Origin of the sequence: Paraprevotella xylaniphila YIT 11841 (assembly GCF_900683745.1) — a bacterium.
In the GTDB taxonomy this organism is placed as follows: Bacteria; Bacteroidota; Bacteroidia; order Bacteroidales; family Bacteroidaceae; genus Paraprevotella; species Paraprevotella xylaniphila.
This window is the reverse complement of sequence record NZ_LR215980.1, coordinates 2982401-3008758: the sequence shown is the minus strand read 5'-3', so window position 1 is coordinate 3008758 and position 26358 is coordinate 2982401. Positions and strand designations below refer to the sequence as shown.

Annotated in this window: 23 protein-coding genes; 3 read left to right on the top strand and 20 right to left on the bottom strand. The window is 49.9% G+C overall.

What is annotated here, in order from left to right:
• Positions 1 to 8: 8 nt before the first annotated feature.
• From E0E47_RS12645 to dut, 4 genes are read right to left on the bottom strand one after another with little or no spacing between them, the layout of a single operon-like run.
• Positions 9 to 1334: a murein hydrolase activator EnvC family protein gene (locus E0E47_RS12645; RefSeq protein ID WP_008629017.1), complete on the bottom strand. Its 1326-nt coding sequence runs from the start codon at positions 1332 to 1334 to the stop codon at positions 9 to 11.
• Positions 1331 to 2167: a lipoprotein insertase outer membrane protein LolB1 gene (lolB1, locus tag E0E47_RS12640; protein WP_008629016.1), complete on the bottom strand. Its 837-nt coding sequence runs from the start codon at positions 2165 to 2167 to the stop codon at positions 1331 to 1333. The genes E0E47_RS12645 and lolB1 overlap by 4 nt, the downstream gene beginning before the upstream one ends.
• The gene (locus E0E47_RS12635; RefSeq protein WP_232038433.1) at positions 2164 to 3909 is read right to left on the bottom strand and encodes a tetratricopeptide repeat protein; all 1746 of its coding nucleotides are present in this window, start codon (positions 3907 to 3909) and stop codon (positions 2164 to 2166) included. Before E0E47_RS12635 ends, lolB1 begins: the two co-directional genes overlap by 4 nt.
• Positions 3910 to 3914: 5 nt before the next feature.
• Positions 3915 to 4349, bottom strand: coding sequence for a dUTP diphosphatase (gene dut / locus E0E47_RS12630; protein WP_040603091.1), 435 nt, complete (start codon positions 4347 to 4349; stop codon positions 3915 to 3917).
• 130 nt (positions 4350 to 4479) lie between these two features.
• On the opposite strand from dut, the gene dgt reads away from it, so the two are divergent.
• Complete coding sequence (dgt, locus tag E0E47_RS12625) at positions 4480 to 5835, top strand: dGTP triphosphohydrolase (protein ID WP_172604773.1); 1356 nt, start codon at positions 4480 to 4482, stop codon at positions 5833 to 5835.
• Between the two features lie 27 nt (positions 5836 to 5862).
• Here dgt and glsB read toward each other — a convergent pair whose 3' ends face one another.
• The 16 genes from glsB to rsmH form a co-directional block, all read right to left on the bottom strand.
• Positions 5863 to 6795 (bottom strand): glycine N(alpha)-acyltransferase GlsB, encoded by a 933-nt coding sequence (gene glsB / locus E0E47_RS12620; protein ID WP_008629008.1) that lies wholly within the window; start codon positions 6793 to 6795, stop codon positions 5863 to 5865.
• A gap of 23 nt (positions 6796 to 6818) precedes the next feature.
• Entirely contained in the window at positions 6819 to 7637 is an 819-nt protein-coding gene (gene glsA, locus E0E47_RS12615) for a lyso-glycine lipid O-acyltransferase GlsA (RefSeq protein WP_172604707.1), read from the bottom strand.
• A gap of 74 nt (positions 7638 to 7711) precedes the next feature.
• Positions 7712 to 8077 (bottom strand): hypothetical protein, encoded by a 366-nt coding sequence (locus E0E47_RS12610; RefSeq protein WP_008629006.1) that lies wholly within the window; start codon positions 8075 to 8077, stop codon positions 7712 to 7714.
• A 237-nt stretch (positions 8078 to 8314) separates the two neighbouring features.
• Positions 8315 to 8764: a GatB/YqeY domain-containing protein gene (locus tag E0E47_RS12605; protein WP_008629005.1), complete on the bottom strand. Its 450-nt coding sequence runs from the start codon at positions 8762 to 8764 to the stop codon at positions 8315 to 8317.
• Positions 8765 to 8787: 23 nt separating this feature from the next.
• Positions 8788 to 10107 (bottom strand): cell division protein FtsZ, encoded by a 1320-nt coding sequence (gene ftsZ, locus E0E47_RS12600; protein ID WP_008629004.1) that lies wholly within the window; start codon positions 10105 to 10107, stop codon positions 8788 to 8790.
• 21 nt (positions 10108 to 10128) lie between these two features.
• On the bottom strand, positions 10129 to 11481 hold the full coding sequence (ftsA, locus tag E0E47_RS12595; RefSeq protein ID WP_008629003.1) for a cell division protein FtsA: 1353 nt from the start codon (positions 11479 to 11481) through the stop codon (positions 10129 to 10131).
• Between the two features lies 1 nt (position 11482).
• Positions 11483 to 12220, bottom strand: a complete 738-nt coding sequence (locus E0E47_RS12590; RefSeq protein ID WP_130893880.1) for a cell division protein FtsQ/DivIB — start codon at positions 12218 to 12220, stop codon at positions 11483 to 11485.
• Positions 12217 to 13593 carry a UDP-N-acetylmuramate--L-alanine ligase gene (gene murC, locus E0E47_RS12585; protein ID WP_130893879.1) on the bottom strand — a complete coding sequence of 459 codons (1377 nt, stop codon included), beginning with the start codon at positions 13591 to 13593 and terminating at the stop codon, positions 12217 to 12219. Before murC ends, E0E47_RS12590 begins: the two co-directional genes overlap by 4 nt.
• Before the next feature lie 69 nt (positions 13594 to 13662).
• Complete coding sequence (murG, locus tag E0E47_RS12580) at positions 13663 to 14790, bottom strand: undecaprenyldiphospho-muramoylpentapeptide beta-N-acetylglucosaminyltransferase (protein WP_008629000.1); 1128 nt, start codon at positions 14788 to 14790, stop codon at positions 13663 to 13665.
• Positions 14791 to 15178: 388 nt separating this feature from the next.
• Positions 15179 to 16387 carry an FtsW/RodA/SpoVE family cell cycle protein gene (locus E0E47_RS12575; protein WP_008628999.1) on the bottom strand — a complete coding sequence of 403 codons (1209 nt, stop codon included), beginning with the start codon at positions 16385 to 16387 and terminating at the stop codon, positions 15179 to 15181.
• Positions 16388 to 16404: 17 nt separating this feature from the next.
• Positions 16405 to 17739, bottom strand: a complete 1335-nt coding sequence (murD, locus tag E0E47_RS12570) for a UDP-N-acetylmuramoyl-L-alanine--D-glutamate ligase (RefSeq protein WP_008628998.1) — start codon at positions 17737 to 17739, stop codon at positions 16405 to 16407.
• Between the two features lie 10 nt (positions 17740 to 17749).
• Complete coding sequence (locus tag E0E47_RS12565; protein ID WP_130893878.1) at positions 17750 to 19015, bottom strand: phospho-N-acetylmuramoyl-pentapeptide-transferase; 1266 nt, start codon at positions 19013 to 19015, stop codon at positions 17750 to 17752.
• Between the two features lie 11 nt (positions 19016 to 19026).
• Entirely contained in the window at positions 19027 to 20478 is a 1452-nt protein-coding gene (locus tag E0E47_RS12560) for a UDP-N-acetylmuramoyl-L-alanyl-D-glutamate--2,6-diaminopimelate ligase (protein WP_172604772.1), read from the bottom strand.
• Between the two features lie 15 nt (positions 20479 to 20493).
• Positions 20494 to 22656: a penicillin-binding protein gene (locus E0E47_RS12555; protein ID WP_008628986.1), complete on the bottom strand. Its 2163-nt coding sequence runs from the start codon at positions 22654 to 22656 to the stop codon at positions 20494 to 20496.
• Positions 22653 to 23201 carry an FtsL-like putative cell division protein gene (locus E0E47_RS12550; protein WP_130893876.1) on the bottom strand — a complete coding sequence of 183 codons (549 nt, stop codon included), beginning with the start codon at positions 23199 to 23201 and terminating at the stop codon, positions 22653 to 22655. The genes E0E47_RS12555 and E0E47_RS12550 overlap by 4 nt, the downstream gene beginning before the upstream one ends.
• Before the next feature lie 3 nt (positions 23202 to 23204).
• Positions 23205 to 24113, bottom strand: a complete 909-nt coding sequence (rsmH, locus tag E0E47_RS12545; RefSeq protein ID WP_008628982.1) for a 16S rRNA (cytosine(1402)-N(4))-methyltransferase RsmH — start codon at positions 24111 to 24113, stop codon at positions 23205 to 23207.
• A gap of 195 nt (positions 24114 to 24308) precedes the next feature.
• Here rsmH and E0E47_RS12540 point away from each other — a divergent pair, with 195 nt between their 5' ends.
• Together E0E47_RS12540 and E0E47_RS12535 are read left to right on the top strand one after the other, a co-directional pair.
• Positions 24309 to 25049, top strand: coding sequence for a peptidylprolyl isomerase (locus tag E0E47_RS12540; protein WP_130893875.1), 741 nt, complete (start codon positions 24309 to 24311; stop codon positions 25047 to 25049).
• A 152-nt stretch (positions 25050 to 25201) separates the two neighbouring features.
• A complete protein-coding gene (locus tag E0E47_RS12535) occupies positions 25202 to 26350 on the top strand; it encodes a PCMD domain-containing protein (protein ID WP_008628976.1) in 1149 nt (382 codons plus the stop codon).
• Positions 26351 to 26358: the final 8 nt, after the last annotated feature.

Sequence of the window (26358 nt, the reverse complement as noted above, 5' to 3'; positions counted from 1 at the left end):
AAAGCCTCTCAACGCCCTATCCAGACTTCGGGGTTCAGTTTCTGAGTCTCTTTCCGCAGTTGGAAGTGCAGCACGCAATTACCCGTACCGTCGTCCTCCACCGTACCTAAGATATCACGCGCCTTGACCTTCTGTCCCTTGCTTACCCGCACGGAAGACAAGTTGCAGTAGACGGAAATATAACTGCCATGGCGCACCAATACATTCTTGGTATCTCCAAACTGGAAGACGGCCGAGACTTCGCCATCGAAAATGGAACGTGCCATAGCTCCGGGACGCCCTACATAATTGGTTCCCTTATTATCCAAACGAACGTTCTTCAAGCCCGGCACATTATAGGTTCCGAAATGGCTACCCACCATGTAACTTCCCGTAATGGGAACCGGCAGCCTCCCTTTATTCCGGACGAAATTGCCATTCAGGGCTTGTTCCTGAGGCGTAATCCATTTATACTCCGGAGGGATGGAAGAAGATTTTTTCCCTTCTTTCTTTCCCGAAGCGGCTTGATTACGGCCCTGCTTCCGCTGCTTCTCCGCTTTCCGGCGTGCCTCGGCTTCGGCTTTCTTACGGGCAGCCTCGGCTCTCTTGCGCGCCTGCTCCACCTCGTAGGCTATCATCTGGTCTATCTTCTTGTCCAAAGCGGAAAGCTGCTGTTGCTGTTGTTCTACCTCTTTTTTCAGGTGCTTCTGCCTCTGCCGCAATCCGGCTACGTTCTTTTGCTCTTCGTCATGCTGCTTTTGCAACAAAGCCTTTTGCTGCTCGCATTCGGCAATCAAACGGTTTTTCTCGGCTTTCACACCCAATAATTCGTTCTTCTGCGCCAACAAATCGTCCTGCTTACGTACAATTTGCTCAGCCAACGTACGCTGATAATTGGCATATTCCCGGGCATAACGCGAACGACGGTACATCTGAGTCACAGAACGGGTGGAAAGCACGAAAAGCAAAGGACTCCCCACCGACTTGCAAGCCCGTGCATAACGCAAGGCTCTGGCATAATCGGCCTTCTTTGTTTCCAATTCGGCTGCCGTACGCTCCACCTTCCGTTCCAGTGCATTTACCTGGTCGCTGACCTTTTTCAACTGCACCTCCATCGTGTCGATATAACGTTGTCGTGCCTCCAACCGGTTGGCTATCATGCTGATGTCACGCAGCTTGGTGGCTACGGTTTTCTCCGTCGTTTTCAGTTCTTTCCGGGAACGGGTCAAGCCCTTCTGTATTTCTTTCTTCTGAGTTTGCAGTGCCTTTATCTTACGATTGGTCTGCGCCTCCAACGTTCCTCCGCCGGACACGAGCATCCATACCGTAAAAAACATGACCAACCTACATTTCATTTTATCAGTTGTTTTAAAATAAGGTCGGGACTGACCCTCTTGTATTTTCCGCCCGGTTCCGGAGTCAACTCGATGCTTTTCGCATTCCATTTCAAATTGCTCAGCGAAAAGACAGCCGTCAGGTCTTTCCCCGCTCCCGTGACGGATAATTGCATCTTGTCGGGAAAACTTTTTTGCTCCACACTCGCAAAATGCTGATACGTCCAGTTCAGACGGGGCACGGAACCTTGACCTGTAACGGCAATGGACGTATTGCGAATCAACCCGGTCAGCAAGTCGACCACGAACTGGCATTGCAACAACGAACCGCTATTCGAGGTCAGAATCGTACTTTCCTGATTCTTCGAGATGGTAAAGTCCCGCTCTTGCCAACGGCCTTCCTGTCCCGGCACAAACACATCGTTCCAAAACAAAGCCTGCAACGTATAGAAATCCACACCGGCCTGCTGCAAATAAGGCACGTCCGCGTAATCCACCTTTACGTATTCCCTTCCCATCCGGTTGACCATCATCATGTATTGGGGCGTAAATTCCAGACGTCCTACTTCCATAAAACCCATGGCCACAAGCGAAAGTTGGATCACCTCATCCCGTTTCAAGTTACAGCTTCCGCCCACCGACAAAGATTTCCCGCCCAAATTCAAGTCAAGGTTCATTTTCGAAGTGACAGTCCCCTCCTTCAAACCGGACAACGCCATCTTGTCTACCCACTCCACGGCACCACCATCATCATGCGGCTCCGTCTGCGTTATGTTTTTAGTGGAACGGCAAGCCGACAGACACAATACAAAAACGGCAACCAGGACACCCCATACGAAATTCATTCTCTTCATTCTTCAATATACTTTTTCATTTGGATCTTCTTTTTCAAAAGCCGGGAAACATCACCCCCTTTTTCCTGTGCCATCTTCCAATACTTCAAGGCACCCTCCATGTCGCCGCATTGTGCATAAATATCCCCGGCATGCTCCAAGACTCCTCCGGACACTTCTTCGTCTTTCCCGATGTCCCCTACAAGGACACGGTCCATATAAAGCTTGGCCTCAGCATACTTCCCCTTGATAAAAAGAATCCAGGCATAAGTGTCGATATAGGTCTTGTTTCCGGGTTCCGCCACAATCGTGCGGTGGCTCATTTCTTCTGCCTTGTCCAAATCCTTTTTTTCCAACGAGAGATAATAAGCGTAATTATTCAGGCAACCGACATTCTCCGGGTTGTACACCAGACAAGAGTCGTATGCGATGAAAGCCGAGTCTTTCAGTCCGTTGCTGTAGTACAAGTCGCCCATGATGGAATACATATCGGCCACTATGCCGTGGTCCGTATCCGGCTTGATCTGCCGCACGCCTTTGCGGAACACATCCAAAGCCTTGTCTTGACGTTCAAGCTGATAATAAGAAAAACCCAAATAGAAATAATAGGGTAATTGTTCCGGGTAATGCATGATGGCACGCGTACAAATGTCCGCCACCTTCGGATAGTCATTGGCATGGACAGCCAGTTGCACCAACTGGTACAAAGCCACCTGATTGTCCGGCTCAAGCTTCAGGATGCGTTCCAAAGCCGGTTCGAGCAGGCCATTTATATGTTTCATTTGCAGATAGGAGGCATAAAGCGTCAGCATATCCACCGTCTCAGGGACAGCATCGAAGATGCGGTCGAAAACGGCTAATACCAAAGTGCTGTCGGCATGCGCATTCTCTTGGTCTACGATATAGTTACGCATGAGCATGACCCTGGCCCGTTCGTCAGTCTCTTTTCCATATAAGATTGCATCCAACTGGGTCTGATAAAGCGAATCTTGGCCCGTCTGCTTATAATAATCGAGCATGGACATGCGCAAAGCCTGGTTCCCGGGCTCTTTCTTCCGGACTTCCTCATAAACGGCAAGAGCCTTGTCCGGCTGTTGCAGCAACAGATATTGATCGCCGATTAATACACGATAAGCCAAATCGTTAGGATTCTCGCGCGCCAGACTTTCCAATTCGGCAAAGGCCTTACCGTCCTCTTTCAATTCACGATACAGCCGGAACTTCTCCATGCTGATGGACAGGTTCTTGCCTTCAAGCGTCTCTATGCGGTCGAGCGCACTAATCGCCTCGCGGTATTGCTCACGGTTCATGTACATATTAACCAACTGCGCCAATACATCCGAACGGGTCGGATTGCACCGCACCATATCTTCGAGTACAGGCACGGCCTGCACATCATTCCGGTTACGCAAATAAAAAGACGCAAGGGCTTCCTTATAATATATATTATCCGGTTCCAAAGCCACCGCACGGGACAGATGCGACGCGCACCGGGCAGAGTCATCCATCCCCAGATAATACAATCCGAGATTGTATAACGCTTCGGCCGCATCGGGATTGATGTCCAAACAATGTTTATACAACTCGAAAGAATCATCGTAACGCCCGGCCAACTTGCTCTTCACGGCCTCGGCATAATAATAATCAAACCTGCGTTGTGCCTCGGCCGATATACCTTGCGTCTTCCCTCCCGTCGCACAAGACGTGAAACAGGCTGACAACATGGCCCAAACTCCGCATATCAAAACTGTAACCTTCTTCACTGACTTTATTTTTCTCCCGAATGGCCGAAACCACCCGCACCTCTTTCCGTATCATCCAAACTCTCCACAGGCTTCCATCCGGCCTGCTCATAACTTGCCACAACCATTTGCGCAATCCGCTCTCCGTCCCGTATCTCGAACGGCTCGGATGACAAATTGACCAGAATGATACAAATCTCCCCCCGGTAGTCCGCATCAATCGTCCCCGGCGAGTTCAACACGGTTATTCCTTTTTTCAAGGCCAGTCCGCTCCTCGGGCGGATTTGTGCCTCCGTCCCGTGCGGCAAAGCGATATAGAGTCCCGTCGGCACCAGGCAACGCTCCAGAGGTTTCAACACGATGGGGCTGTCCAGATTGGCACGAAGATCCATTCCTGCCGAGTCCGAAGTGGCATATTGAGGTAGCGGATGATGCGATTTATTAATAACACGTACTTCCATTATATATAGAAATGATTGTTTTTGAGGTACAAAAATAACCAATTCCCGGAACACAGCCATTGATTTTTTGAGAAAAAGAGAGAATGTCAACCTTTTTAATTACTTTTGTGAAGAATCTACAAGAATGAATATGAATTGGCAGCAACTGATATCCAACAAACGGTTGGGATTGGAAAAATACCACCAAGTCCGGAAAGACGACCGTACGGAATTCCAACGCGATTATGACCGTCTTATATTCTCCGCACCGTTCAGACGTTTGCAGAACAAAACGCAAGTGTTTCCGCTCCCGGGAAGTGTGTTCGTCCACAACCGGCTGACCCACAGCCTGGAGGTGTCCAGTGTAGGACGTTCATTGGGCAACGACATCTCACGGGCACTCTTACAGAAGCATCCGGAACTACACGGAAGCCATCTGACCGAAGCCGGTGCCATCGTGTCGGCCGCCTGCCTGGCACATGACTTGGGAAATCCGCCCTTCGGACATTCGGGCGAAAGAGCCATAGGGACGTTCTTCAGCGAAGGCAAAGGCAACTGGCTGAGAACCTACTGCGACCCCACGAACGGGGACCGGCTCAACGAACGGGAATGGAACGACCTGATTCATTTCGAAGGAAACGCCAACGCATTCAGGTTGCTGACCCACCACTTCAAAGGCCGGCGCGACGGAGGGTTTGTCATGACTTACACCACCTTGGCTTCCATCGTCAAATACCCCTTTTCGTCCAACCTGGCCGGCGGACACGCCAAATTCGGGTTCTTTCAAAGCGAAATCCCCGTCTACCAACGGATAGCCGAAGAACTGGGCATCCCTCGCCAGACCAGCGCAGAAGGCAGCCTGCGATATGTGCGCCATCCCTTCGTATATTTGGTAGAAGCGGCCGATGACATTTGTTATGAGATTATGGACATCGAGGATGCACATAAACTGAAAATCCTCAGTACGGACGAGACCCAAAGCTTATTGTTGGGCTTCTTTGAGGAAGAACGCCAGAAAAGTATCCGGAAAAACCTGCAATACGTCAGTGACATCAACGAACAAATCGTCTACCTGCGTTCCTGTGTCATCGGTTGCTTGGAAAGTGAATGCGTGAAGGTGTTTTTGGACAATGAAGAAGAAATCCTGGCCGGCACCTTTGAAGGTTGCCTCATCGACCACATTTCCGAAACGCCGCGAAAGGCTTACAAAGCTTGCGAAAGCATGGCATACGCCAAGATTTACCGGAGCAAGGATGTCGTGGATATCGAACTGGCCGGTTTTCAGGTTATCACCACGCTGTTGGAACTCATGACAGAAGCGGTATGCCACCCTGAGAAAGCGTATTCGCAGTTACTCATCAACCGCGTGTCACAACAGTACGACATCGGAGCCGAACGGCTCTACGACCGCATCATGGCCGTATTGGATTACATCTCCGGCATGACGGACGTGTATGCCTTGGACTTATACCGTAAAATCAATGGCATGAGCCTGCCTTTCGTATAACCGAGAAGCCTCATGCCGCCTCCCCCGTTATCCGCGTCCGGAGAAGGTTTCAATGTGCCGCCTGCGCTTTTCCTCCCGAATCTCGTCCACAGCAATCAGGATGCCGGTCTCCTCCACGTCGCCGAACTCGTCGTTGATAGCCGTGCCGAACATCTTCATCGTGGGCGACAACCCCATGTAGGCGTTCACCAAAGGTGGGATATTATAACCCAACTTGCGCACTTCCGAATTCAGTATCTTATAGTCTTCCTTGAAATCCTCGTAAACGAACAATTTACCCAATTCCTCCGTATCGGCTTCCAACTGCAAGGGATGAATCGGCACTATCAGCCTGTCCTTATCCTCGAAATGCTTTTTCAGAAAATACAGAATCATATCACGCCCATAACGGTCATAAGACGGATACATGGTCATCTTACCGAAATAATAGCGCACGTCAGGCACTAAAACCGTCAATGCCCCCAGGCCGTCCCACAAGTTGTCCAAAGTGAACAAGCCTTTTGAACCCTGTCGCGTACTCTGGTATTCCAACGTCACGAACGAACGTCCGAGCTCTATCGTATAGGGCATATAATTCTTCATGAAGTTTTCCGAGAAGTGGAACATGTGGGAAGTAGCCAATATGGGCTGCCCATCCTCACGCAGCTTCACGTCTGCCCCAATCAAATAGCGGTATCCTCCCAAAATTGCTTCTACATCAGGGTCCCATACGATCAACTGCTTATAGGGTTCTTCCATCATGTCGAAGTCATCCAAATCGAGCGACATCCCCGTACCTCCACCGGCAGCCCGGAAAGCGATTTCACGCAAACGGCCGATTTCGCGAAGTACATTCGGTGAATCCTGCCACGTCACCACATATATCTCATTGTGGCTTTTGTTCGTATAACGCAACCTCTTATCCGCAGTCAGTTCTGCCTTCAGCAGCTCTTTACTCACCGGAGCTATGATTTCTTCCATATCATCAATCTGTTTTCTTCTCTTTATAACTTATACACTTTTTCCTTCACTTCCTGTGCCCACTGTTGGGGGCTTTTGGACTTGTCGAACGTGCTCCATGGTATCGGTTTCCCGATTACGACCCGATACTCGCCATGCCTGCTGCGGTACATTTCATCGGGTAAAAACAGCATGGCCAGGTTAAACTTGAGATGCAACCGTTTGCACCATCCCGCGATGGAATAAAAGCGGTCGGAATTCTGCCCTATGAAATGTATCGGCACCACATCCCGCCGGGCAGCCACACTTTTCACGATAAATGTCTTGCTCCATGCCAAGTCCCTTATGCTGCCGTCTTTCATACGCCGCGAACAAATGCCGGCCGGGAACATGATGACTTGGTCATCAGAACGAAAAGCATTCTCTACCATTTGAGGGAAATTACGCGCCTGCTTCCCCAACTTATTGATAGGTATACACAGGGGAGCCAATCCTTTCAGGTTCATCAGAAGGTCATTCACCAGATACTTAATCTTCCCGTCGTAATGACGCCCGAGCACCATTCCCAAAGTCACACCGTCTATGGCACCCAACGGATGGTTGGACACAAAAGTATATTTCCGGGACAAATCGGAAATGTTCTCCAAGCCGTCCACCTTTACTTTCACATCCAAATAAGCCAATGTGTGTTCACAAAAGTCAACACCCACATAACCTTGACGCAGATACTCATTAATAAAATCCTGATGAATGAGACGTTTGAGCCCGTTAATCAGAAAACCGGGAATATATCTGGCTTTCTTTCCGGCACGCGTCCGTATGATGTCATCAAGATCGATTAATGTCACAGCTTTATCCGGCATGATTCTTTCCTTTTTCTCCATTGCAACAGCAAACCTCCATCTTTAACTCAATCTTCCATATTCGTAAAGAAGTCTCACGATACCGTCACTTTAGAGTTGTTAATGATATAAGTCCCCTTCGGCAATCCACTAATCCAGTTTGTCCCTTTGTTCAGTCGGAACAACCCGTAAAATACGCCATTACCCTTATACACCGGAAGCATCTGGGAATGTCGGCTCGTAACCAACAACGAACCTCCCTTCATCTTAATCTTAATTGGATAAGTCGAAGAGACTCTCTTCGTCTTGTAGACATGGGTATATTCGGAAAAAGACACGTCATGCCCTACCGAATCTGCCTTAGCCCGGATGGACACGCGGTCTACAGCCGAAGTGCTTACGGAACTAAAGGACATCAATAGCACCCACAAACTAACCTTTTTCCAACTATGCGCCCACATTACGTTTAAAATTAACTTCTATTTTGCAAAAATAGAATGAAACTATCAGTATCCAAGATAAAGGCTGAATATTTTAAGAAATATTAGACATATAAGGTTTGAAATCCCCGTTCCGCTCTCATTTCCGTTTCAATATCCCGTCCTTCAGAACCGGACAATAATCAACAAAAGCCGAATGGCACTCTACCTTTATCCCGTATCGTCACATCCGGCTTTCGTTGAGTTTATCCTCAGCAGTCAGGCTAATAATTGCCTTACCAAGGAGCTGATAGCCTTACCATCAGCTTTGCCTGCCAACTGTTTCGTGGCTGTGCCCATCACTTTGCCCATATCCTTGGCACTCGTAGCGCCTACGGCAGCAATAATGGCTTTGATTTCCTGTTCCAGTTCTTCTGCCGAGAGCTGCTTGGGCAGATAACGGCTGATGACTTCTACCTGAGCCAACTCTTCGTCGGCCAGATCCTGACGTCCTTGCCCTACGTATAAAGCCGCAGTGTCCTTGCCCTGCTTGGCCAGTTTAGCTAAAATTTTCATTGCCGCATCATCTGTCAACTCATCGTTTGCTCCCGGAGCGGTTTTGGCTTCCAAGAAAAACTTCTTGATGTTCCGCAACGCCTCCAACGCGACTTTATCCTTGGCCTTCATGGCCACTACGATATCCTTACTGATTTGTTCAAAAAGTGCCATATCTTATTTCTTCTTATTATATACTAAAACACTATCATCGACTTTTCCTCTCCATTAGTTCCTGCCGCCATGCCATCGGCCGCGTTCTCCATTCCGGCTGTCTTGCTTTTGATACTGGACAACACTTCCTTGCTACGCTTATAGGTAGGCGTATCTTCCACCATGGAAATCACATCGTCGTTATCCAAGTCGTCTTCTCCGAAAATATAAAGATGATGCGGGCGCTTGATTTCCCTTTGGTTCATGTCATGCGTGTAAAACTCACGTCGGCGTTCGGCTTTCTTTACGGCTATTTCTTCTTTCTGAGCCCGCGCTTCTTCATCTTCAATGCCATGCTTGGCCATCACATTATCCATGCCCGGCACGTTCTTCAGACCGAATCCGGTAGCCAACACCGTGATCTTTACCTTCTTCTCCAACGTAGCATCCGTGGCCAGTCCGAACTTCGTCTCCACATCGTCACCGAACTTACTCATGAATTCATGCACTTCGTTCATTTCTTCCATGGTCAACTGGTCGCTCTCTTCCTGATCGCAGAACGAAATGCTCAGCAACACCTTCTTGGAGTTGAATATGTCGTTGTTATTGAGCAACGGGGAATGAAGCGCACTTTCAATGGCCTGGCGCACACGCCCTTCACCCTCTCCGAATCCAGTACTCATGATGGCCACGCCACCGTCTTTCAGCACCGTGGTCACATCCTGGAAGTCGAGGTTCACAATGCCATGTACCGTAATAATTTCGGCTATGCTCTTGGCGGCAACGGACAACGTATCGTCTGCCTTGGCAAAAGCATTCAGCACAGTAAGCTCCGGATAAATCTCGCGCAAGCGTTCATTATTGATAACCAACAACGCATCGACATGCTTGGATATTTCCTCCACACCGTCCAATGCCTGGTCTATTTTCTTCAATCCCTCGAAACGGAACGGTATAGTCACGATACCGACCGTCAGGATACCCATTTCCTTGGCACATTGTGCTATCACGGGAGCTGCACCGGTTCCGGTACCGCCTCCCATTCCGGCCGTAATGAAGACCATACGGGTTCCGTCGTTCAGCATTTCTTTTATACCGTCCAAACTCTCCATGGCTGCCTGACGAGCACGTTCGGGACGGTTCCCGGCCCCCAATCCTTCTGTCCCCAATTGCAGACGCGTCGGGATAGGAGAGTCGCTCAAAGCCTGATTGTCGGTATTGCACAGCACAAAACTCACATCATGGATACCCTCCTTATACATGTGATTGACGGCGTTACCTCCGCCTCCCCCAACTCCGATCACTTTAATGATGCTCGGGCTGTTCGTTTTGAAGTTAAACCGTATGTCTGTTTCTTCTTGCATAATCTATTTTGTTTTTCTATGTTATTCTTCAGTTACCGTTTTAGTCAAATCCACAAGTTTCTCTTTAAACTTCTTCCAAATCCCCCCTTTACTTTTCGGTTCCTCTCTTTCGTAGACTTCCTTATGCGTTTCCTCTACCGGAACAAAACCGGGAGCCGTTTGCGGCATTTCCTGTTCTTCTGCAACCTCCTCGGGCACTTCCTCCTTCATTACGACCTTGGGTTCCACGCAATTCTGGTTTCCTTCGTTCATCAACGCTAACAAAGTATTCAAAGAACCGTCCTTCACAACCTGCTCGGCATGAACAGCTTGTAAGGCAAAAGGTACAATACGCGCAAAACGCGTTTTATCCGGATGAAGACGGGCTGCTGCCGCTTTATCAAGGTTCTTCACATTGGATGCCGCACCCGAAATGACAATTCCGGCCAACAACTTATCCTGATAGCCGCTGTTACGAATCTGTGCTGCCACATTGCTCAAGATTTCTTCCTCACGAGCCTCTACAATGTCCACCAACAAACGCTCCTCAATCGTACGACCGTTGTTCACCAGAAGATTCTTGGCCAGTTCTTCACTGCTCAGATCGGAATAAGCCGACCCGTATTTCATCTTCAGTCCCTCCGCTTCGTCTTCATCAATTTGCAGGCTGCAAAGATCCTGAGTGATATTATTTCCTCCTAACGGTATCACTGCCAGATGGCGCAACAAGTTGCCTTTATATACTGCGACAGTAGTCGTTCCGTAACCGAAATCCACAAGAGCACAGCCCGAACGCTTCTCCGTATCCGTCAGCACGCAGCCGGCTAAAGCCATCGGTGCCACAAACATGCCGGCCACGTCAAGCCCGACCGCCTCCACACATTTCAGAATATATTCTTTAATTTCCGTTTTGGCAATGATATTCAGATAGTTTCCGTCTATCTGGCTGCTCAGGACCCCGACCGGATCCACCGTAGTATCCAAACCGACATGGTATTCCTGTGGAACCACTTCCAGTATTTCATAGCCGGCATATACCGTATTCCTGTTGGTCTTGAGCAAAGAATCCACCAACTCTTGCGATACCACGGTTTTTGTGGCAAACTGACGTGACACCGTGTTCTTCTTCGTCCGCAACGACTGACCTCCTATTCCGACAAAGACCTTACGCACGCGCATTTCCAACGCATTCTCCATCTTGTCGACAATGTGTTTCAAACACATCACGGTCTTGTCTATATTATATACCACACCCTTGCGGATACAGTTCCGTGCATCTACCTGTTCGATATCCAACACCTGCACACTGCCGTCTATATTCTTGCACCCGGCCACACCCCGTATCTTCGAGGAACCGAATTCTATCGCTACAATGATTTCTTTCTCTACAGCCATATCATTTCTTATTTTTCTTGCAAATAATTTGATTGTTATACTTCAGGCTGATCTGGGAGTACTTATTCCATCCCACCTTGTTCAGTCCTTCCGTATAAAATTCTTTCATCCTGCCCAGTTTGTCTTCCACATTCGTGGGACGCCCCAAAAGGATCGTATGTTCCCCTACCCGGGGCACTAATTCCACCTCGCCATTCTCCAACACATGAATCTGTTGGATTTGGTGGTTCCAGAACGGGTTATCTTGTATCAGCCTTCCCAGACGAGTCAGATTCTGCCGGGCATACTGCGGTGTGATATCCCCGGTCGCCACGACCAAATCAGCGTAGTAGGAGGATTTCGGCATCTGCCGGCCCGCACGGTCCAGATAGTAATCCTGTCCGTCGGAAGACATGACATGCAATATAGGAAGACGTTGCTTGATGCGCACACATACCTTCCCGCCGGGCGTCTTATAGCTTGTTACGTCCTCGATATAAGGATTCTTCCGCAAAGCCTCTTCTATCCGGCTCAACATCACCTCGTCCATTTTTTGTCCCGTCGGGTTGCATTTGCGGCTTTCCAACAGCCTCAACACTTCTCCCGACTGGATGAAACCGGTCCGCAGACTGTCTTCGACCACAACCTCCACGCCATTGCACACAAGCCCTTCCTTGGGTTTGTTCAGCACCGTGACTGCTGCGATAAAATAGCAAAACAGTCCCACCAAAAACAATATAATGGCCAACTTCTTAATCATCTCTCTTCCAATACCTCCGTAATCTGCGGAGCATAGGATTCCAAATCTCCGGCTCCCAACAATATAAACACATCCGCATCCGACTGCCGCACTATTTCCGGCACGTCTTCCTTCCGGCACAGGCATTTCTTCACCGTAGGAGCCAAACGGTCGTATATCAGCCGGCTCGTCACGCCCGGGATAGGCGCTTCACGGGCAGGATAAATATCCGTAAGAATCACCTCGTCCAACAGCGAGAGGCTCCCGGCAAACTCCTTATAAAAATCACGTGTACGCGTATAAAGATGAGGTTGGAATATCGCTGCAATCTTCTTTCCCCGGTACAGTTCGCGGACAGATATCACGCTTTGACGTATCTCGGCCGGATGATGGGCATAGTCCGTCAGGAAAACGGCCTTATCGCTCTTCAAGCGGAAATCGAAACGCCGGTCCACTCCTCTGAACGAAGCCATGCCTTGCTTTATCTCTTCCGGTGTCACGCCGCTGATTTGCGCCAAGGCCATGGCCGCTATCCCGTTCTCGATATTGATGCTTACGGGAACGCCCAACTGCACATCCTTGATATGCCCTAACGGAGAGATAAAATCAAAATATATTTCACCGTCACCGATACGGATGTTCTCTGCATGGAAATCCCCGTGCCCGCGACTATAAGAATAGGTTATCACCCCCTCTTGTACATCCGGCTGCATCTCCAGTCCCTCGTGCAGGACCAAAAAACCTCCCGGACGAATCAAGGAAGTATATTTTCTGAAGCTTTCCAAATAGGCCTCTTTCGTCCCATAGATATCCAAGTGGTCGGGATCGGTGGCTGTAATCACAGACGCGTATGGCGTCAGCCAATGAAAAGAACGGTCGAACTCGTCGGCTTCAATGACCACGTAGTCGCTCTTCGGAGAAAGAATGTAATTCGTACCGTAATTCTTGGTGATGCCACCCAAAAAGGCATTGCAGTCCACGTGGCTCTGGTGCAGGATATGGGCCGCCATGGACGATGTGGTGGTTTTCCCGTGCGTCCCGGCCACACAAAGTCCTTTATGGGCACGCGTCAACGCGCCCAACACCTGCGCACGTTTCTCTATCTCGAATCCGTTCGCCTTGAAATAGGCCAACTCGGCATGCTCGCAGGGGATGGCCGGTGTATAAACCACCAGGCAAGCGTCCTTGTCCCGACAAGCGGAAGGAATCTGTTCCACATCCTCTTCATAGTGAATCCGGGCACCCTCTTCCTGCAACTTCCGCGTGAGTTCGGAAGGCGTGCGGTCGTAACCTCCCACACAAAGCCCTTTCTGCAGGAAATAACGGGCTATGGCACTCATGCCGATTCCCCCTATTCCTACGAAATACACAGCTTTTATCGCGTTCATTTCCATCTTCTACTTCTTCCTTTAAATAAACCGCTCCCGCTCGGCAGAGGCAAGCAAGCTTGCCTCCGCGCTCGCTTAATCGCGGTTTTCCCTATATGCCACGGCGAGTTTACAAACCTCTTCCGCAATGCGGTCGGCAGAGTCCGTAAAGGCCATGGCTTTGATATTCCGGCCCAATGCAGACAATTTGTCCGCATCCCGGATGACATTCAGGGCCAATCCGATTAATTTGTCCACGGCCTCGTCATCTTTGACGTAAAGCGCGGCTTGTTTGTCGACCAAAGCCAACGCGTTTTTAGTCTGGTGGTCCTCGGCCACGTTCGGCGAAGGCACCAATATGGCCGGCTTGCCCAACAGGCACAATTCCGAGATGCTACTGGCCCCGGCCCTTGAAATGACCAAATCGGCAGCCGCGTATGCGTCCTCCATCTTGGCGATGAAATCCGTCACGAACAGATTGTCGGGCTGCCCTTTCAGTTTCAACTGTTCCTGTATATGGGCAAAATAATAACCTCCCGTCTGCCAGATAAACTGCACACCGGAAGCCGAAATAGCCGTAAGATTAGCGAGCACGCTCTCGTTCAAAGTACGCGCCCCCAAGCTGCCGCCTATCAGGAGCACCGTTTTCAGCCCCGGCAGCAAGCCGAAATCCGCCAAAGCCTCTTCACGGCTTTTGGTATTTTCCAACAAACCTTGACGGACAGGATTTCCCGTCAGGATGATTTTCTCTTTCGGGAAAAAACGTTCCATTCCGTCGTAAGCCACACAAATCTTATCGGCCCGCTTGGCCAACAACTTATTGGTCACTCCGGCATACGAATTCTGCTCCTGTATCAATGTGGGGATTCCCATTGCCCCGGCCACATTCAACGTGGGACCACTGGCATATCCTCCCACTCCCACGGCCGCCATCGGCCTGAAATCACTGATAATCTTCCTCGCCATTCTCCGGCTTTTCCAAATCTTGAAAAGCACGGCAATATTTTTCAGCAAATGCTTGCGGTCGAAACCACAAATCGGCAATGCCTTGATAGGATAACCGGCAGCCGGAACACGCTGCATCTCCATCCGCCCCTCGGCTCCGACGAACAATATCTCGGCTTCCGGATGCTGCGATTTGATGGCATTCGCAATGGACACGGCAGGGAATATATGTCCGCCCGTTCCTCCTCCGCTCACGATAATCCTTAACTCTTCTCTCATGAAACTGAATTTTATCAGCAAAAATAATAATAAATCCGGTATTTCTATCCTTTTTTCTTCCTTATTTTATTCCGGATAAGAATTATTCCTTACAAAATCATTTGATTTAGCCCATTCTCTCATCCACTTGCGGCAAACGTTTTTTCAATCTGCGCCAAATGATTTTTCATTCTCAATCGAACGATTTTTCATTCTCCTGAGACCGGTTTTCCAATCTACGGCAAGAAATCCAAAGAAAATAACTTCTTGAAAACAAGCCTTCTATACACGAAACCATCCACAAGCTTTCCACAAAGGGCAAGCAGCGGATGGAGAATCATAAATCATGACATAAAGGAAAGTCCGTTCCCTTCCCGGGAACATTACCGTCCCTCATACGAATCTTTCTTCAATCTTCAGTTTCTTCCGTTACCTGGGGCTTTTTCTTGGCCGAACGGCTTACGCTCAGGATGACTCCCATATACACGCAATTAATCAAAGTGGAGGTACCCCCTTTACTGATTAGCGGCAAGGGTTGCCCCGTCACCGGAAAGACCCCGACGGCCACTGCCATATTAATCATGGCTTGCGTGACGAGCATCAACGATAGCCCCATCACAAGGAAAGCCGGGAAGTTCCGCTCGCACCGGCTGGCTATCCTGGCCGACCGGAAGAGCAACACGATATACAGGAACATGACGAAAGCTCCGCCGCCCAATCCGAGTTCCTCTATGACGATGGCATAAATAAAGTCGGAAAACGACTGTGGCAGGAAATCGCGTTCCACGGAATTTCCCGGCCCCCGGCCTATCACATTACATGTGGCAATGGCTATCTTGGCATGCGTCACCTGCGGATTCTTGGTCAGGTCGTAATCCGCCGCATCCTCCGGTATATTCCCATGCCCGCGTACACGACTGGCCCACGTAGGCAAACGGTGCAAGCCGGGCCATTCGCTCATGGATTCTGTCGTAGAGTCCGGTGCAAAACGCAAAAATGAGAACAAACCGGCTCCGGCAATAACGATAATGCCCAATAAGGTGCCCAACTGTTTCCAAGGTATCCCGCCTATGAACATCATCACCAGAATGACCAGGAAAGTCATGGCGGCCGTAGAGAAGTTTTCGGGGACAATCAGCGCACAGATTACCATCGAAACGCCCATAATCCACTTGAACGCACGACGTTGCGCACCGGCCTCGTCACGCATGCTCGAAAGAATCATGGCTGTCGTGGCTATCAATACGCCTTTGGCTATCTCGGAAGGCTGAAAACCGATACCGCCCACCTCAAGCCATCGGCTCGCGTTGTTCACCTTCGTGGTGAACATGGCTATCCCAAGCAAGAATACGGACAACGGTATGCCGGCCAAAGGTATCAACTTAAAATAACGGCACGGTATCTTATGCACCAAAATCGTGGCCAACACGCCTACGACGAAATATGAGGCATGCTGCAGAATCGGCTTCCAATAATACCCTGTCTTGTAACTCATATTACTGGAGGCACTATACACTTCTATGATGGATATCATGCCGAGGAAGAACAAAATCATCCAAATGACCTTGTCACCTTCGAACAGGCTCCACTTCTTTAAAACTTTTACAGGTGTGACCATCCTTTCGCTCCCTTACTTTACAACGCCCTTACCAATGATTTGAACTGTTCGCCACGGTCTTCCATGTTCTTGAACAAATCGAAACTGGCACAACAAGGGCTCAACAATACGGTATCGCCGGGACGGGCCATTCTGTAACATGCCTCCACGCAGTCTTTCATGCTATGGGTGTCGGCAATGGGAATACCGAATGAATCGAAAAAGGCATGCAGTTTCCCGTTGTCTGCCCCAAGGAACACCAGTCCCACACATTTTTTCCGCACCAGTTCGGCTATGGCCTCATAATCATTCCCCTTGTCTTTTCCTCCCAAAATCAATACCGTGGGCGTTTTCATGCTCTCCAATGCGTACCAACAGGCATCCACGTTGGTGGCCTTGGAATCGTTGATATAATCCACGCCACGCACACGCACCACTTTCTCCAAGCGGTGTTCCACGCCTTCAAAATCACTCAGGCTCTGACGAATCACCTCGTTCTTCACCCCGGCAATGTCGGCCGTGATGCCTGCCGCCAAAGAGTTATACATATTGTGCTTCCCGGTCAAAGCCAATGACTCCTGTTCCATGTTGAACGGCGTGGGGTATTCTATCACATATTGCCCGTCGGCCAGATAACCTATCATCCCTTCTTTCTTCAAGATGGAGAACGGACACTTCTTGGCCTTGATTTGGTATTTCTCCAATTCTTTCCGGATAATCGGGTCGTCATTCCAATAAACGAAGGCATCCGTCTCTTCCTGGTTCTGCAAGATGCGCATTTTGGCATCCACATAATTCTGCATGCAATGGTCGTAACGGTCCAGATGGTCGGGCGTGATGTTGAGCAATACGGCAATGTTGGCCCGGAAACGGTACATGTTGTCCAACTGGAAACTGCTCAGTTCTATCACATAGTAGTCATAATCTTTCTCGGCTACCTGCAGAGCCAGGCTTTGGCCGATATTCCCGGCCAACCCGACATTGTAACCCGCTTTCTTGAAGATATGGTAAATCAGGGATGTCGTGGTAGTCTTGCCGTTGCTGCCCGTAATGCAAATCATCTTGGCATGCGTATAACGTCCCGCAAACTCGATTTCCGAAATGATAGGGATACCGGCCTCTTTCACTTTCAACACCATCGGGGCATCTTCCGGTATGCCCGGGCTTTTTATCACCTCGTCCGCATTCAGGACTAATCCTTCCGTATGGCCGCCGTCTTCCCACGCAATCCCGTAACGGTCCAACATGTCTACATAATGAGGTTTGATTTTTCCCATATCGGAAACAAAGACATCAAAGCCTTTTTTCTGAGCCAGCACTGCAGCACCCACGCCGCTTTCGGCCGCTCCCAATATTACCATTCTTTTCCCCATAGCTTCTTCCTTATCTAATTTTTAACGTTATAATCGTCATGGCCGCCAAGATGATCGTGATAATCCAAAAACGGACCGTAACTTTCGACTCTAACCAACATCCTTTAGGCCAGTTGCACAGCACTTTCACGTCTGGGGCCAACTGCCCCGGGCGCACCCGGAAAGTATCATGGATCGGGGCTCGCTTGAACACTCTTAACTTCAGTCCTTTCCGGTTCCCCCATTTCGCATAGTTCACTTGCAGAATCACGCTCAGGCTCTCCATCAGGAACACGAAACACATCAAGGGGATAAGCAATTCTTTATGTATGATGATGGCCGTCACGGCAATGATGCCTCCAATGGACAAACTGCCCGTATCCCCCATGAATATCTGGGCAGGATAGGCGTTATACCACAAGAAACCGACCAATGCCCCGACAAAAGCACAGATGAAGATGACCAGTTCCTCCGAACCGGGTATATACATGATATTCAGATAACTGGCAAAGGCTATATGACTGGACACGTAGGCCAATACGCCCAACGCCACACCGATAATAGCCGAATTGCCCGCCGCCATGCCGTCCATGCCGTCGTTCAGGTTCGACCCGTTGGACACGGCTACCACGACCAAGGTCGTCATGACCACAAACAAGAACCACCCGGCAGCCGTCTTGTATTTTCCGCAAAAGCTCATCATCTCGGCATAATCCAAATTGTTGTCCTTCACGAACGGAATCGTGGTAATAGTCGATTTCACTTTCTCGCTTTTGTGCACAACGACTTCTGTATTGCCCAAGCGCTGTGTCGAAACATTCTCCCGGATCACTGCGTCGGGACTAAGCCACAATGTCAGGCCGACAAAAAGCCCCAAAAGGGTCTGTCCCGCCAACTTGTAAATGGGGCGCAAACCATCCTTGCTTACTTTCATCTTGATATAGTCGTCCGCAAACCCCAAAACGCCCAACCACACAGTCGTAATCAGCATCAGTATCATATAGATGTTACGCAAACGCCCGAAAAGCAAACAGGGGATGATGATGGACACAATGATAATGACACCGCCCATCGTGGGCACACCCTTCTTCTCCACACCATAGGGATCTATGGAAGCATCGCGTTGCGCCTCACTCACGTTGTGGCGTTTCATCCATTTGATGAAGTATTCCCCGAACCAGACGGAAATGACCAACGACAGAATCAAGGTCAGCAAAGCCCGGAAAGAGATGTAGGTCCACATGTGCGAACCGGGAATCCCGTACTCTCCTAAAAATCGAAACAAATAATACAACATGCGCGCAACGGTTAAATGCCAAATACTCCTTTTATTACCTCATGGTCGTCAAAATGATGCTTCACGCCTTTCACCTCCTGGTAATCTTCATGCCCCTTCCCGGCCACCAACACCACATCGCCGGGACGTGCCATCATGCAGGCCGTACGGATGGCCTCCTTACGGTCGACAATGGAGATTACCTTGCGCATTTGCTCCTTGTCCAGTCCGGCCAACATATCGTTGATAATTTCCTGCGGCTCTTCGAAACGCGGATTGTCACTGGTAATGATTACCCTGTCGCTGTTTTTCACCGCTTCCTGCGCCATAATCGGACGCTTACCCTTGTCACGGTTGCCTCCGGCACCGCAGACCGTAATGACTTCGCCGCGCCGTTTCAGTATTTCGTTCACGGTCGACAACACATTGACCAACGCATCCGGCGTATGGGCGTAATCGACAATGGCTGTCACTCCCTCCCGAGAACGAATCGTCTCGAAACGTCCGTTCACCGGGCGCAATGTACTAAGGGCTACCAAAACGTCCTCAGCCCCGTGCCCCATACAAACGGCTGCAGCGTACACAGCTAACAAGTTGGATACATTGAAACGGCCTATGAAGGGGACACTCACCTCTTTGCCATTGACATCCAAGCACATTCCTTCAAACGACTCTTCCAACACCTTTGCCTTGAAATCGGCAACCGCACGCAAAGAATAAGTATTCACGACGGCCTTTGTGTTCTGCACCATGATCATTCCGTTACGGTCGTCAACATTCGTCACGGCAAAAGCCCCCTTGGGCAAACCGTCGAAAAATGCCTTCTTGGCATCGCGGTAGTTCTCGAATGTCTTATGGTAATCCAGATGGTCTCGCGTAAGGTTCGTAAAAATACCTCCTGCAAACTTCAGACCTGCGATACGGTGCTGGGCCACGGCATGCGAACTGACTTCCATGAAAGCATATTTACATCCTTCGTCTGCCATACGCCCCAACAAACGGTTCAACGTAATCGGGTCTGGCGTGGTATGCTCTGTCGGGACAGCCTCGTCATCTATATAGTTGCAAACCGTGGAACAAAGTCCGCACTTATAACCGAACACCCGGAACATATTATATAATAAGGTGGCAATCGTAGTTTTCCCGTTCGTACCGGTCACTCCGACAAGTTGCAATTTGGAGGTCGGGTCACCGTAAAACACCGTAGCCAACCGCCCCACCGCACTTTCGGAATCCTTCACTTGTACGTACGTCACCCCCTCAGCCTGCACCTCCGGCCATGCTTCGCACACTACGGCCACGGCTCCTTTCTCTATCGCCTTGCCGATATAAGCGTGACCGTCGGCCTGCGTCCCTTTGACGGCGACAAACAAATCGCCCGGCTGCACAAGCCGGGAATCCATATTGATTCCCGTAATGTTCCGTGCGGTATCGCCTTCGACCCGTACGACACTCACGCTTTTCAGCAAAATATCCAACTCCATCATCATGCTTCCCTCTTATCTTTTTAATTTAATCTGTATGGTTTGCCCTTTCTTATATTTGACGTACGGCGGGATGCTCTGCGAAACCACACGCCCCACGCCTTCCAATTTCACTTTCAATCCCCGGCTCTCCAACATATACACGGCGTCTTTCGCCCCCATGCCTTTCACGTCCGGTACGATTTCCATCGGCGTATTGTCACCGCGCAACGTCACGGCATTCCCGCTGTTCACCGCTTTCCCCCAAACGCTCTTTCCACCTTTGTCCGTGCTCCAGTCTTGTTTAAAAGGAATATCCAGTTCTTTCAGTACTGCCCGCGTGGCATTCAAGTCACCGTCCAACACATCCGGGACGAAGACGGAAGCCGAATCTGATGCTTCCGACACATCGCGATATACCCCTTTCGCCATGACGCTTTGGGCAATCTCGCTGAACACCGGACCGCAATGCCCCCCTCCCGAAGCAGGCAGGCCGGACTTTTGTATCGCGACGATGCAACTGTATTTCGGCCGGTCTGAAGGATAATAGCCGCAGAAACTGATAAGATATTTCATCCGGCCTCCATGATAGCCGCCCTTGCCTTGGGCCACTTGTGCCGTACCGGTTTTCCCCGACACCTTGAAATCCTTGCATCCGGCTTTCTTACCCAGTCCCTTACTTACTACCATTTCCAGTATTTCCTGAATGTCGTCCAGGGTCTTCGGAGAGCATATCCGCTCTTTGATGACTTCCACCGGGAATTCGCGCACGATTTCGCCATTCTTCCGGACGGCTTTTACAAAACGCGGACGTACCATCTTTCCACCGTTGGCTATGGCATTATAGAAAGTCAATGTGGCTATCGGCGGTATCTGGGTCTCATACCCGATGCTCATCCACGGCAAGGCCGTCTTCGACCAATTGCTGCCGTCCTTCTTCGGGCGGCGCACCCGCGGCTCTCCGCTTCCCATCAAAGGTATATTCAGGGGAATGCCCACTCCTTCACGATACAGCCCGTCCACGAATTTTTCCGGATGGTCTTTATAGTTGTCGTCTATCAAGCGGCTGACCCCGATATTGGAAGAATACATCAGCACTTCAGGCACACTGATTCTTCCGTAACCGCCACGCCGCCAGTTGTGATCCTTCATCACCCGCCCGTGCATCTCCCACTGTCCGTTACCGGTGTCTACGAAATCATTCTTCGAAATCTTTCCGTCCTCCAGTGCCACCATGATGGACGCGGTCTTAAAAGTAGAACCGGGCTCCATTAAGTCAGACACGGCGTTGTTCTTTACCTCGCGATACTCGCCATCCGCACATTTCGTCATGTTCACAATGGCCTTCACATCTCCCGTGGCCACCTCCATCAGCACCACCACGCCCACGTCGCCATTGATGTTTTTCAACTGTTTCAACAACGCCTTTTCCGCCGCATCCTGCATGGACACATCGATGGTCGTTTCAATATCATTACCATCCACCGGAGGGGCATCCACCAGACTCAACCACTTGTTACGCACCTTGGCACGATGGGACACGCCTTCCTTGCCCCTCAAAATGGAGTCGTAGGAAAGCTCCAGGCCGTAACGCGCCGAATCCTTACTGGCATACAAAGCCCCCAACGTACGCGTGGCCAATGAGCCGTAAGGCTTCTTTCGTTGATTGAATTCCTCTGCATAGAACCCGCCCTTGAAAGGAGACTCACGGAACAACGGCAGTTTCTTGCACTCCTTATACTGGATATAAGAGATTCGCCGACCGTATATCTGCCAGTTCCTCCGTCTCAACTTTTTTCCCTTTTTCAGCCGTTTCTTGAAATATCCGGCGGTTTTATCGGGAAAGATTTTACTCAACCCCCGGGAAATGGAATCCAAGTCGGCCATCAACACGCTGTCCCTCCAAGCCTGCAGTTCCTTGGCCGTCTCCGGATTCTTGTCCGACGCGACATAATCCATATAGATCTTATATTCCGGCAAGGAGCTGGCCATAATCTGCCCGTCTGCCGAAAGGATGTTTCCACGCTTGGCAGGAATGGGCACATTCTCTTTTACCAGTTTACGGCTCACCTGCGTCCAATACTCGCTCTCCACGAACATCAGGTAGGCCGCATTGCCCAATATATACAAACCGCCCAAGCTCATCAGTACGATGACCACGAAGAAACGGGGCATTATCTTTTTATTGTCGAAGTTCATTCTTCTTCCTCGTTTTGGGATCTAATCAAAAAAGGAGGTTCTTTCGGACTTTGCAGCACGCTGTCCGGAGTCTGTCTCAAACTTTTTTCTATCTGGCTTTGCCGTGTCTTTACGGTCAACTCGCTAGAACGGGTCAGCGCACGGTATCTCACCTCCGTCAATTCCGTCTTCAACTTTTCAATCTCAATCATCTCCTGCTCTGCGGAATAACGGTTCGTGATATAAATGATGGCAAAAAACGTACAGAGTAAAATCAATCCCATCTGACGACGCAACCACCCGGCCGTAAGGATATCCCCACCCAATATCTCGCGTAAAGACACGTTAGGACGTTGGTCCACGCCCTCACTCTCCGTGAAAGCCTTGATAGGAGACAGTTCACCCGGCCCGGCCTTTTCCTCGTCGCCCGGCACCACGCCATCCCCCTCGGACAGCCCCCCGCCCGGCTCGGCCTCCTCTGCTCCGGGACTTCCGGCAACTTCCTCCGTGGGCACACCGACGAGTTCCACGTCCGTTTTTTCTTCCAAATCCAGCTCTTCCTTCATCCTTTATTTCTTTTCCGCGATTCTCAACTTGGCACTGCGGCTACGGGGATTCGCACGCTGCTCCTCTTCTCCCGGCACTATCACTTTATTATGGACAGCCCTGAGCGGACAATCCACATTGCCATAGAAATCCTGTATCCGCTTGCCCTCCACATTTCCGGTTTTGACTAAATTCTTCACCATCCGGTCCTCCAAAGAATGATAGGTCAACACCACCAAGCGGCCTCCCGGGCGGAGCAATTCGACCGCAGCCGTCAACATCTCCTTCAAGGCGTCCATCTCCTGGTTCACTTCTATACGCAAAGCCTGGAACACCTTAGCCAATTCTTTCTTCTCTCGGTCACGCTCAAACAAAGGCTTTACGACCTCCATGAACTCTTCCGTCGTCTCAATCCTCCTGTGCATACGGGCTTTCACCACCCATGAGGCTAATTTACGGGCATTCTTCAATTCGCCGTACAGGTAGAAAATGTCGGCCAACCGCTCTTCCGCGTAATCATTCAACACATCCGCCGCTGTCAACTGCGCCCGCTGGTTCATCCGCATGTCCAACCTCCCGTCGAAACGAAACGAGAAGCCCCGTTCCGCATCATCGAAATGGTGGCTCGACACGCCCAAATCAGCCAGCAGGCCGTCCAACTCTCCCACGCCGTAATAGCGCATCCAGTTCTTCAGGTACCGGAAATTGCTCCGGACAAACGTAAAACGTCCGTCAGCAACGATATTCGCCTCGGCATCTTCGTCTTGGTCAAAACTATACAAATGCCCGGCCGTATCCAGTCGGGACACAATCGCCCGGCTGTGCCCTCCTCCTCCGAAAGTGACATCGGCATATACCCCGGCAGGATTGACCACCAGACCGTCTACACATTCTTTCAACAAGACAGGGACGTGATAAACTGCTTCTTCCATCAATATTTTACATTACGCGAGGTCAAAGGTACGAATTTTCATAGACACATACACCTTATTATAATAAAATATTTATCGACATGCTGTTAATAACTCCATGAAGAAAGAACGCGAGGCATCTGCAAGAAAAAGAGCGATTTATTTCCCAACAGAAATAGTTTTTACTATCTTTGCCCACAGTTAGACTGAAACCTTATGAAAAAACTCTTGTTATTGGTATTCCTAATAGGAACAACCGCATTTCACACCCAAGGGAAAATCCGCGAAAAACGTTCGATTGTGCGACTGGAAACCGCAATGGGCAACATTCGTATCGCGCTGAACGACGAAACACCGGTCCACCGGGATAATTTCCTCAAATTAGTTTCAGAAGGATTCTACGACGGAACGCTCTTCCACCGCGTCGTGAAAGACTTCGTCATTCAAGCAGGCGACCCGAATTCCAAACAGGCTCCGGGCGGAAAGATATTGGGAGAAGGAGGGCCGGGATATATGTTGGCTCCCGAAATAGACCTGCCTTTCCAATACCATAAAAGAGGAGCGGTGGCCATGGCGCGCGAAAATGACGCAAACAACCCGGACCGCCTAAGCAACGGGTCGCAATTTTACATCGTATGGGGAAAGAAATACCGCCCCCGGGAACTGGCCTTTGCCTGGACCGCGCTGAAAGGCGGTGTGTACGGTGATTTTGAAACCAACAGGGAAATGGAGCAAGAATACCTCACCACCGGAGGCACACCCGGGTTAGACGGAGGATACACCGTATTCGGCGAAGTCATAGAAGGGCTCAATGTGGTAGAAAACATCCAATCCACCGCGACAGACTCCCACGACCGCCCGCAAACCGACATCGTAATCCTGCATGCCGTGGTAGAACAAAAATCAAAGAAGGCCGGAACAACAGGTAAAAGACAGCATTTGCCAGGATTATATTAAAAACATCCGATTTCATCGGTGTTTTCTTTTCTATTCGTCTGCCTGCGCACGAGAGGAAATAATGGTAAAATAACTCTTTATACCGTTTTTTGCGATTTAACCAACCTTTTTCATTACCTTTGCCTTGGTTTTAATCTAAGACTTGTATATTCATGAAGAAAATCTTATGCGGACTTTCTCTTTTTGCCGCTTTTTCGTTAAGCTCTTGCATACAAAACGAACCCGCCAACTCTGAGTGTGATATAGAAGAGGCTTATGTTCTCGCATCTGACGAGGAGGCTTTGTTCTTCACCCCGAATGACGCAGTGAAGGACGTGGCGTCGTCCGACACGTCCATCGTGTTTTATCTGCGCGAAGACTTCACAGACTCCACGCAGTTGCAAGCGTTGAAAATAAACTTCAAGCTCACTCCGGGTGCCTCCATCACACCCGAAAACGGTAGTGTGCAAGACTTCACGCACGGCGGCATACGCTACCGGGTCATGTCCGAAGACCGGCAATGGCACCGGGATTATCATGTAAAGTTTGCACTCATACAGCCCATAGAAACCGACCTTTCTTTTGAAAACATTAAGATGGAAGCCAATGGACGTTATTACGAGTGGTTCGAAAAATCGGCACACGGCAACGACGTCCCCCAATGGGCTACCGGCAACCCGGGTTACGCCATCAGCCGTTCGTCAGCCAAACCCGACGAGTTCCCTACGATACCGTGGACAAAGGATGCCATAAACGGACAATCCGTCAAGCTCGAAACGTGTGACACCGGTCCTTTCGGTGTCATGGTCAATATGCGCATCGCAGCAGGCAACTTGTTTATCGGGACGTTTGATGTGGCCAACGCCTTGAAAGATGCCATGGCCGCCACGCGCTTCGGCCTGCCGTTCAACAAAAAACCATTGCGCTTTGAAGGATATTACAAATTCAAGCCAGGCGAAAAATTCCAGAACAGAAAAGGCACCATCATTGAAGACCGCATTGACGAACCGGACTTATATGCCGTATTATACAAGAACACGGACGGGCACGGGCAACCTGTCACCCTGAAAGGCGATGACGTATTGACCCACCCTAACATCGTGGCTTTGGCACGCATCCAAAATCCGGTGCATGATTTCAACACATGGACCCGCTTTGACATCCCCTTTGAATATAGCGGCAACGTAAACGAGAAACTACTAAAGGCTTACGGCTACAACCTGGCTGTCGTCTTCACTTCCAGCATCGAAGGAGCCAGTTTCTGCGGCGCCGTTGGAAGCACGCTGCTGGTAGATGAAGTGAAAGTGGTTTGTGAAGAATAACCCATAAT

Coding starts and splice junctions, on each gene's coding strand:
- E0E47_RS12645 (WP_008629017.1), bottom strand. CDS start 1,334: ATGAAATGTAGGTTGGTCATGTTTTTTACGGTATGGATGCTCGTGTCC.
- lolB1 (WP_008629016.1), bottom strand. CDS start 2,167: ATGAAGAGAATGAATTTCGTATGGGGTGTCCTGGTTGCCGTTTTTGTA.
- dut (WP_040603091.1), bottom strand. CDS start 4,349: ATGGAAGTACGTGTTATTAATAAATCGCATCATCCGCTACCTCAATAT.
- dgt (WP_172604773.1), top strand. CDS start 4,480: ATGAATTGGCAGCAACTGATATCCAACAAACGGTTGGGATTGGAAAAA.
- glsB (WP_008629008.1), bottom strand. CDS start 6,795: ATGGAAGAAATCATAGCTCCGGTGAGTAAAGAGCTGCTGAAGGCAGAA.
- glsA (WP_172604707.1), bottom strand. CDS start 7,637: ATGCCGGATAAAGCTGTGACATTAATCGATCTTGATGACATCATACGG.
- E0E47_RS12610 (WP_008629006.1), bottom strand. CDS start 8,077: ATGTGGGCGCATAGTTGGAAAAAGGTTAGTTTGTGGGTGCTATTGATG.
- E0E47_RS12605 (WP_008629005.1), bottom strand. CDS start 8,764: ATGGCACTTTTTGAACAAATCAGTAAGGATATCGTAGTGGCCATGAAG.
- ftsZ (WP_008629004.1), bottom strand. CDS start 10,107: ATGCAAGAAGAAACAGACATACGGTTTAACTTCAAAACGAACAGCCCG.
- ftsA (WP_008629003.1), bottom strand. CDS start 11,481: ATGGCTGTAGAGAAAGAAATCATTGTAGCGATAGAATTCGGTTCCTCG.
- E0E47_RS12590 (WP_130893880.1), bottom strand. CDS start 12,220: ATGATTAAGAAGTTGGCCATTATATTGTTTTTGGTGGGACTGTTTTGC.
- murC (WP_130893879.1), bottom strand. CDS start 13,593: ATGGAAATGAACGCGATAAAAGCTGTGTATTTCGTAGGAATAGGGGGA.
- murG (WP_008629000.1), bottom strand. CDS start 14,790: ATGAGAGAAGAGTTAAGGATTATCGTGAGCGGAGGAGGAACGGGCGGA.
- E0E47_RS12575 (WP_008628999.1), bottom strand. CDS start 16,387: ATGGTCACACCTGTAAAAGTTTTAAAGAAGTGGAGCCTGTTCGAAGGT.
- murD (WP_008628998.1), bottom strand. CDS start 17,739: ATGGGGAAAAGAATGGTAATATTGGGAGCGGCCGAAAGCGGCGTGGGT.
- E0E47_RS12565 (WP_130893878.1), bottom strand. CDS start 19,015: ATGTTGTATTATTTGTTTCGATTTTTAGGAGAGTACGGGATTCCCGGT.
- E0E47_RS12560 (WP_172604772.1), bottom strand. CDS start 20,478: ATGGAGTTGGATATTTTGCTGAAAAGCGTGAGTGTCGTACGGGTCGAA.
- E0E47_RS12555 (WP_008628986.1), bottom strand. CDS start 22,656: ATGAACTTCGACAATAAAAAGATAATGCCCCGTTTCTTCGTGGTCATC.
- E0E47_RS12550 (WP_130893876.1), bottom strand. CDS start 23,201: ATGAAGGAAGAGCTGGATTTGGAAGAAAAAACGGACGTGGAACTCGTC.
- rsmH (WP_008628982.1), bottom strand. CDS start 24,113: ATGGAAGAAGCAGTTTATCACGTCCCTGTCTTGTTGAAAGAATGTGTA.
- E0E47_RS12540 (WP_130893875.1), top strand. CDS start 24,309: ATGAAAAAACTCTTGTTATTGGTATTCCTAATAGGAACAACCGCATTT.
- E0E47_RS12535 (WP_008628976.1), top strand. CDS start 25,202: ATGAAGAAAATCTTATGCGGACTTTCTCTTTTTGCCGCTTTTTCGTTA.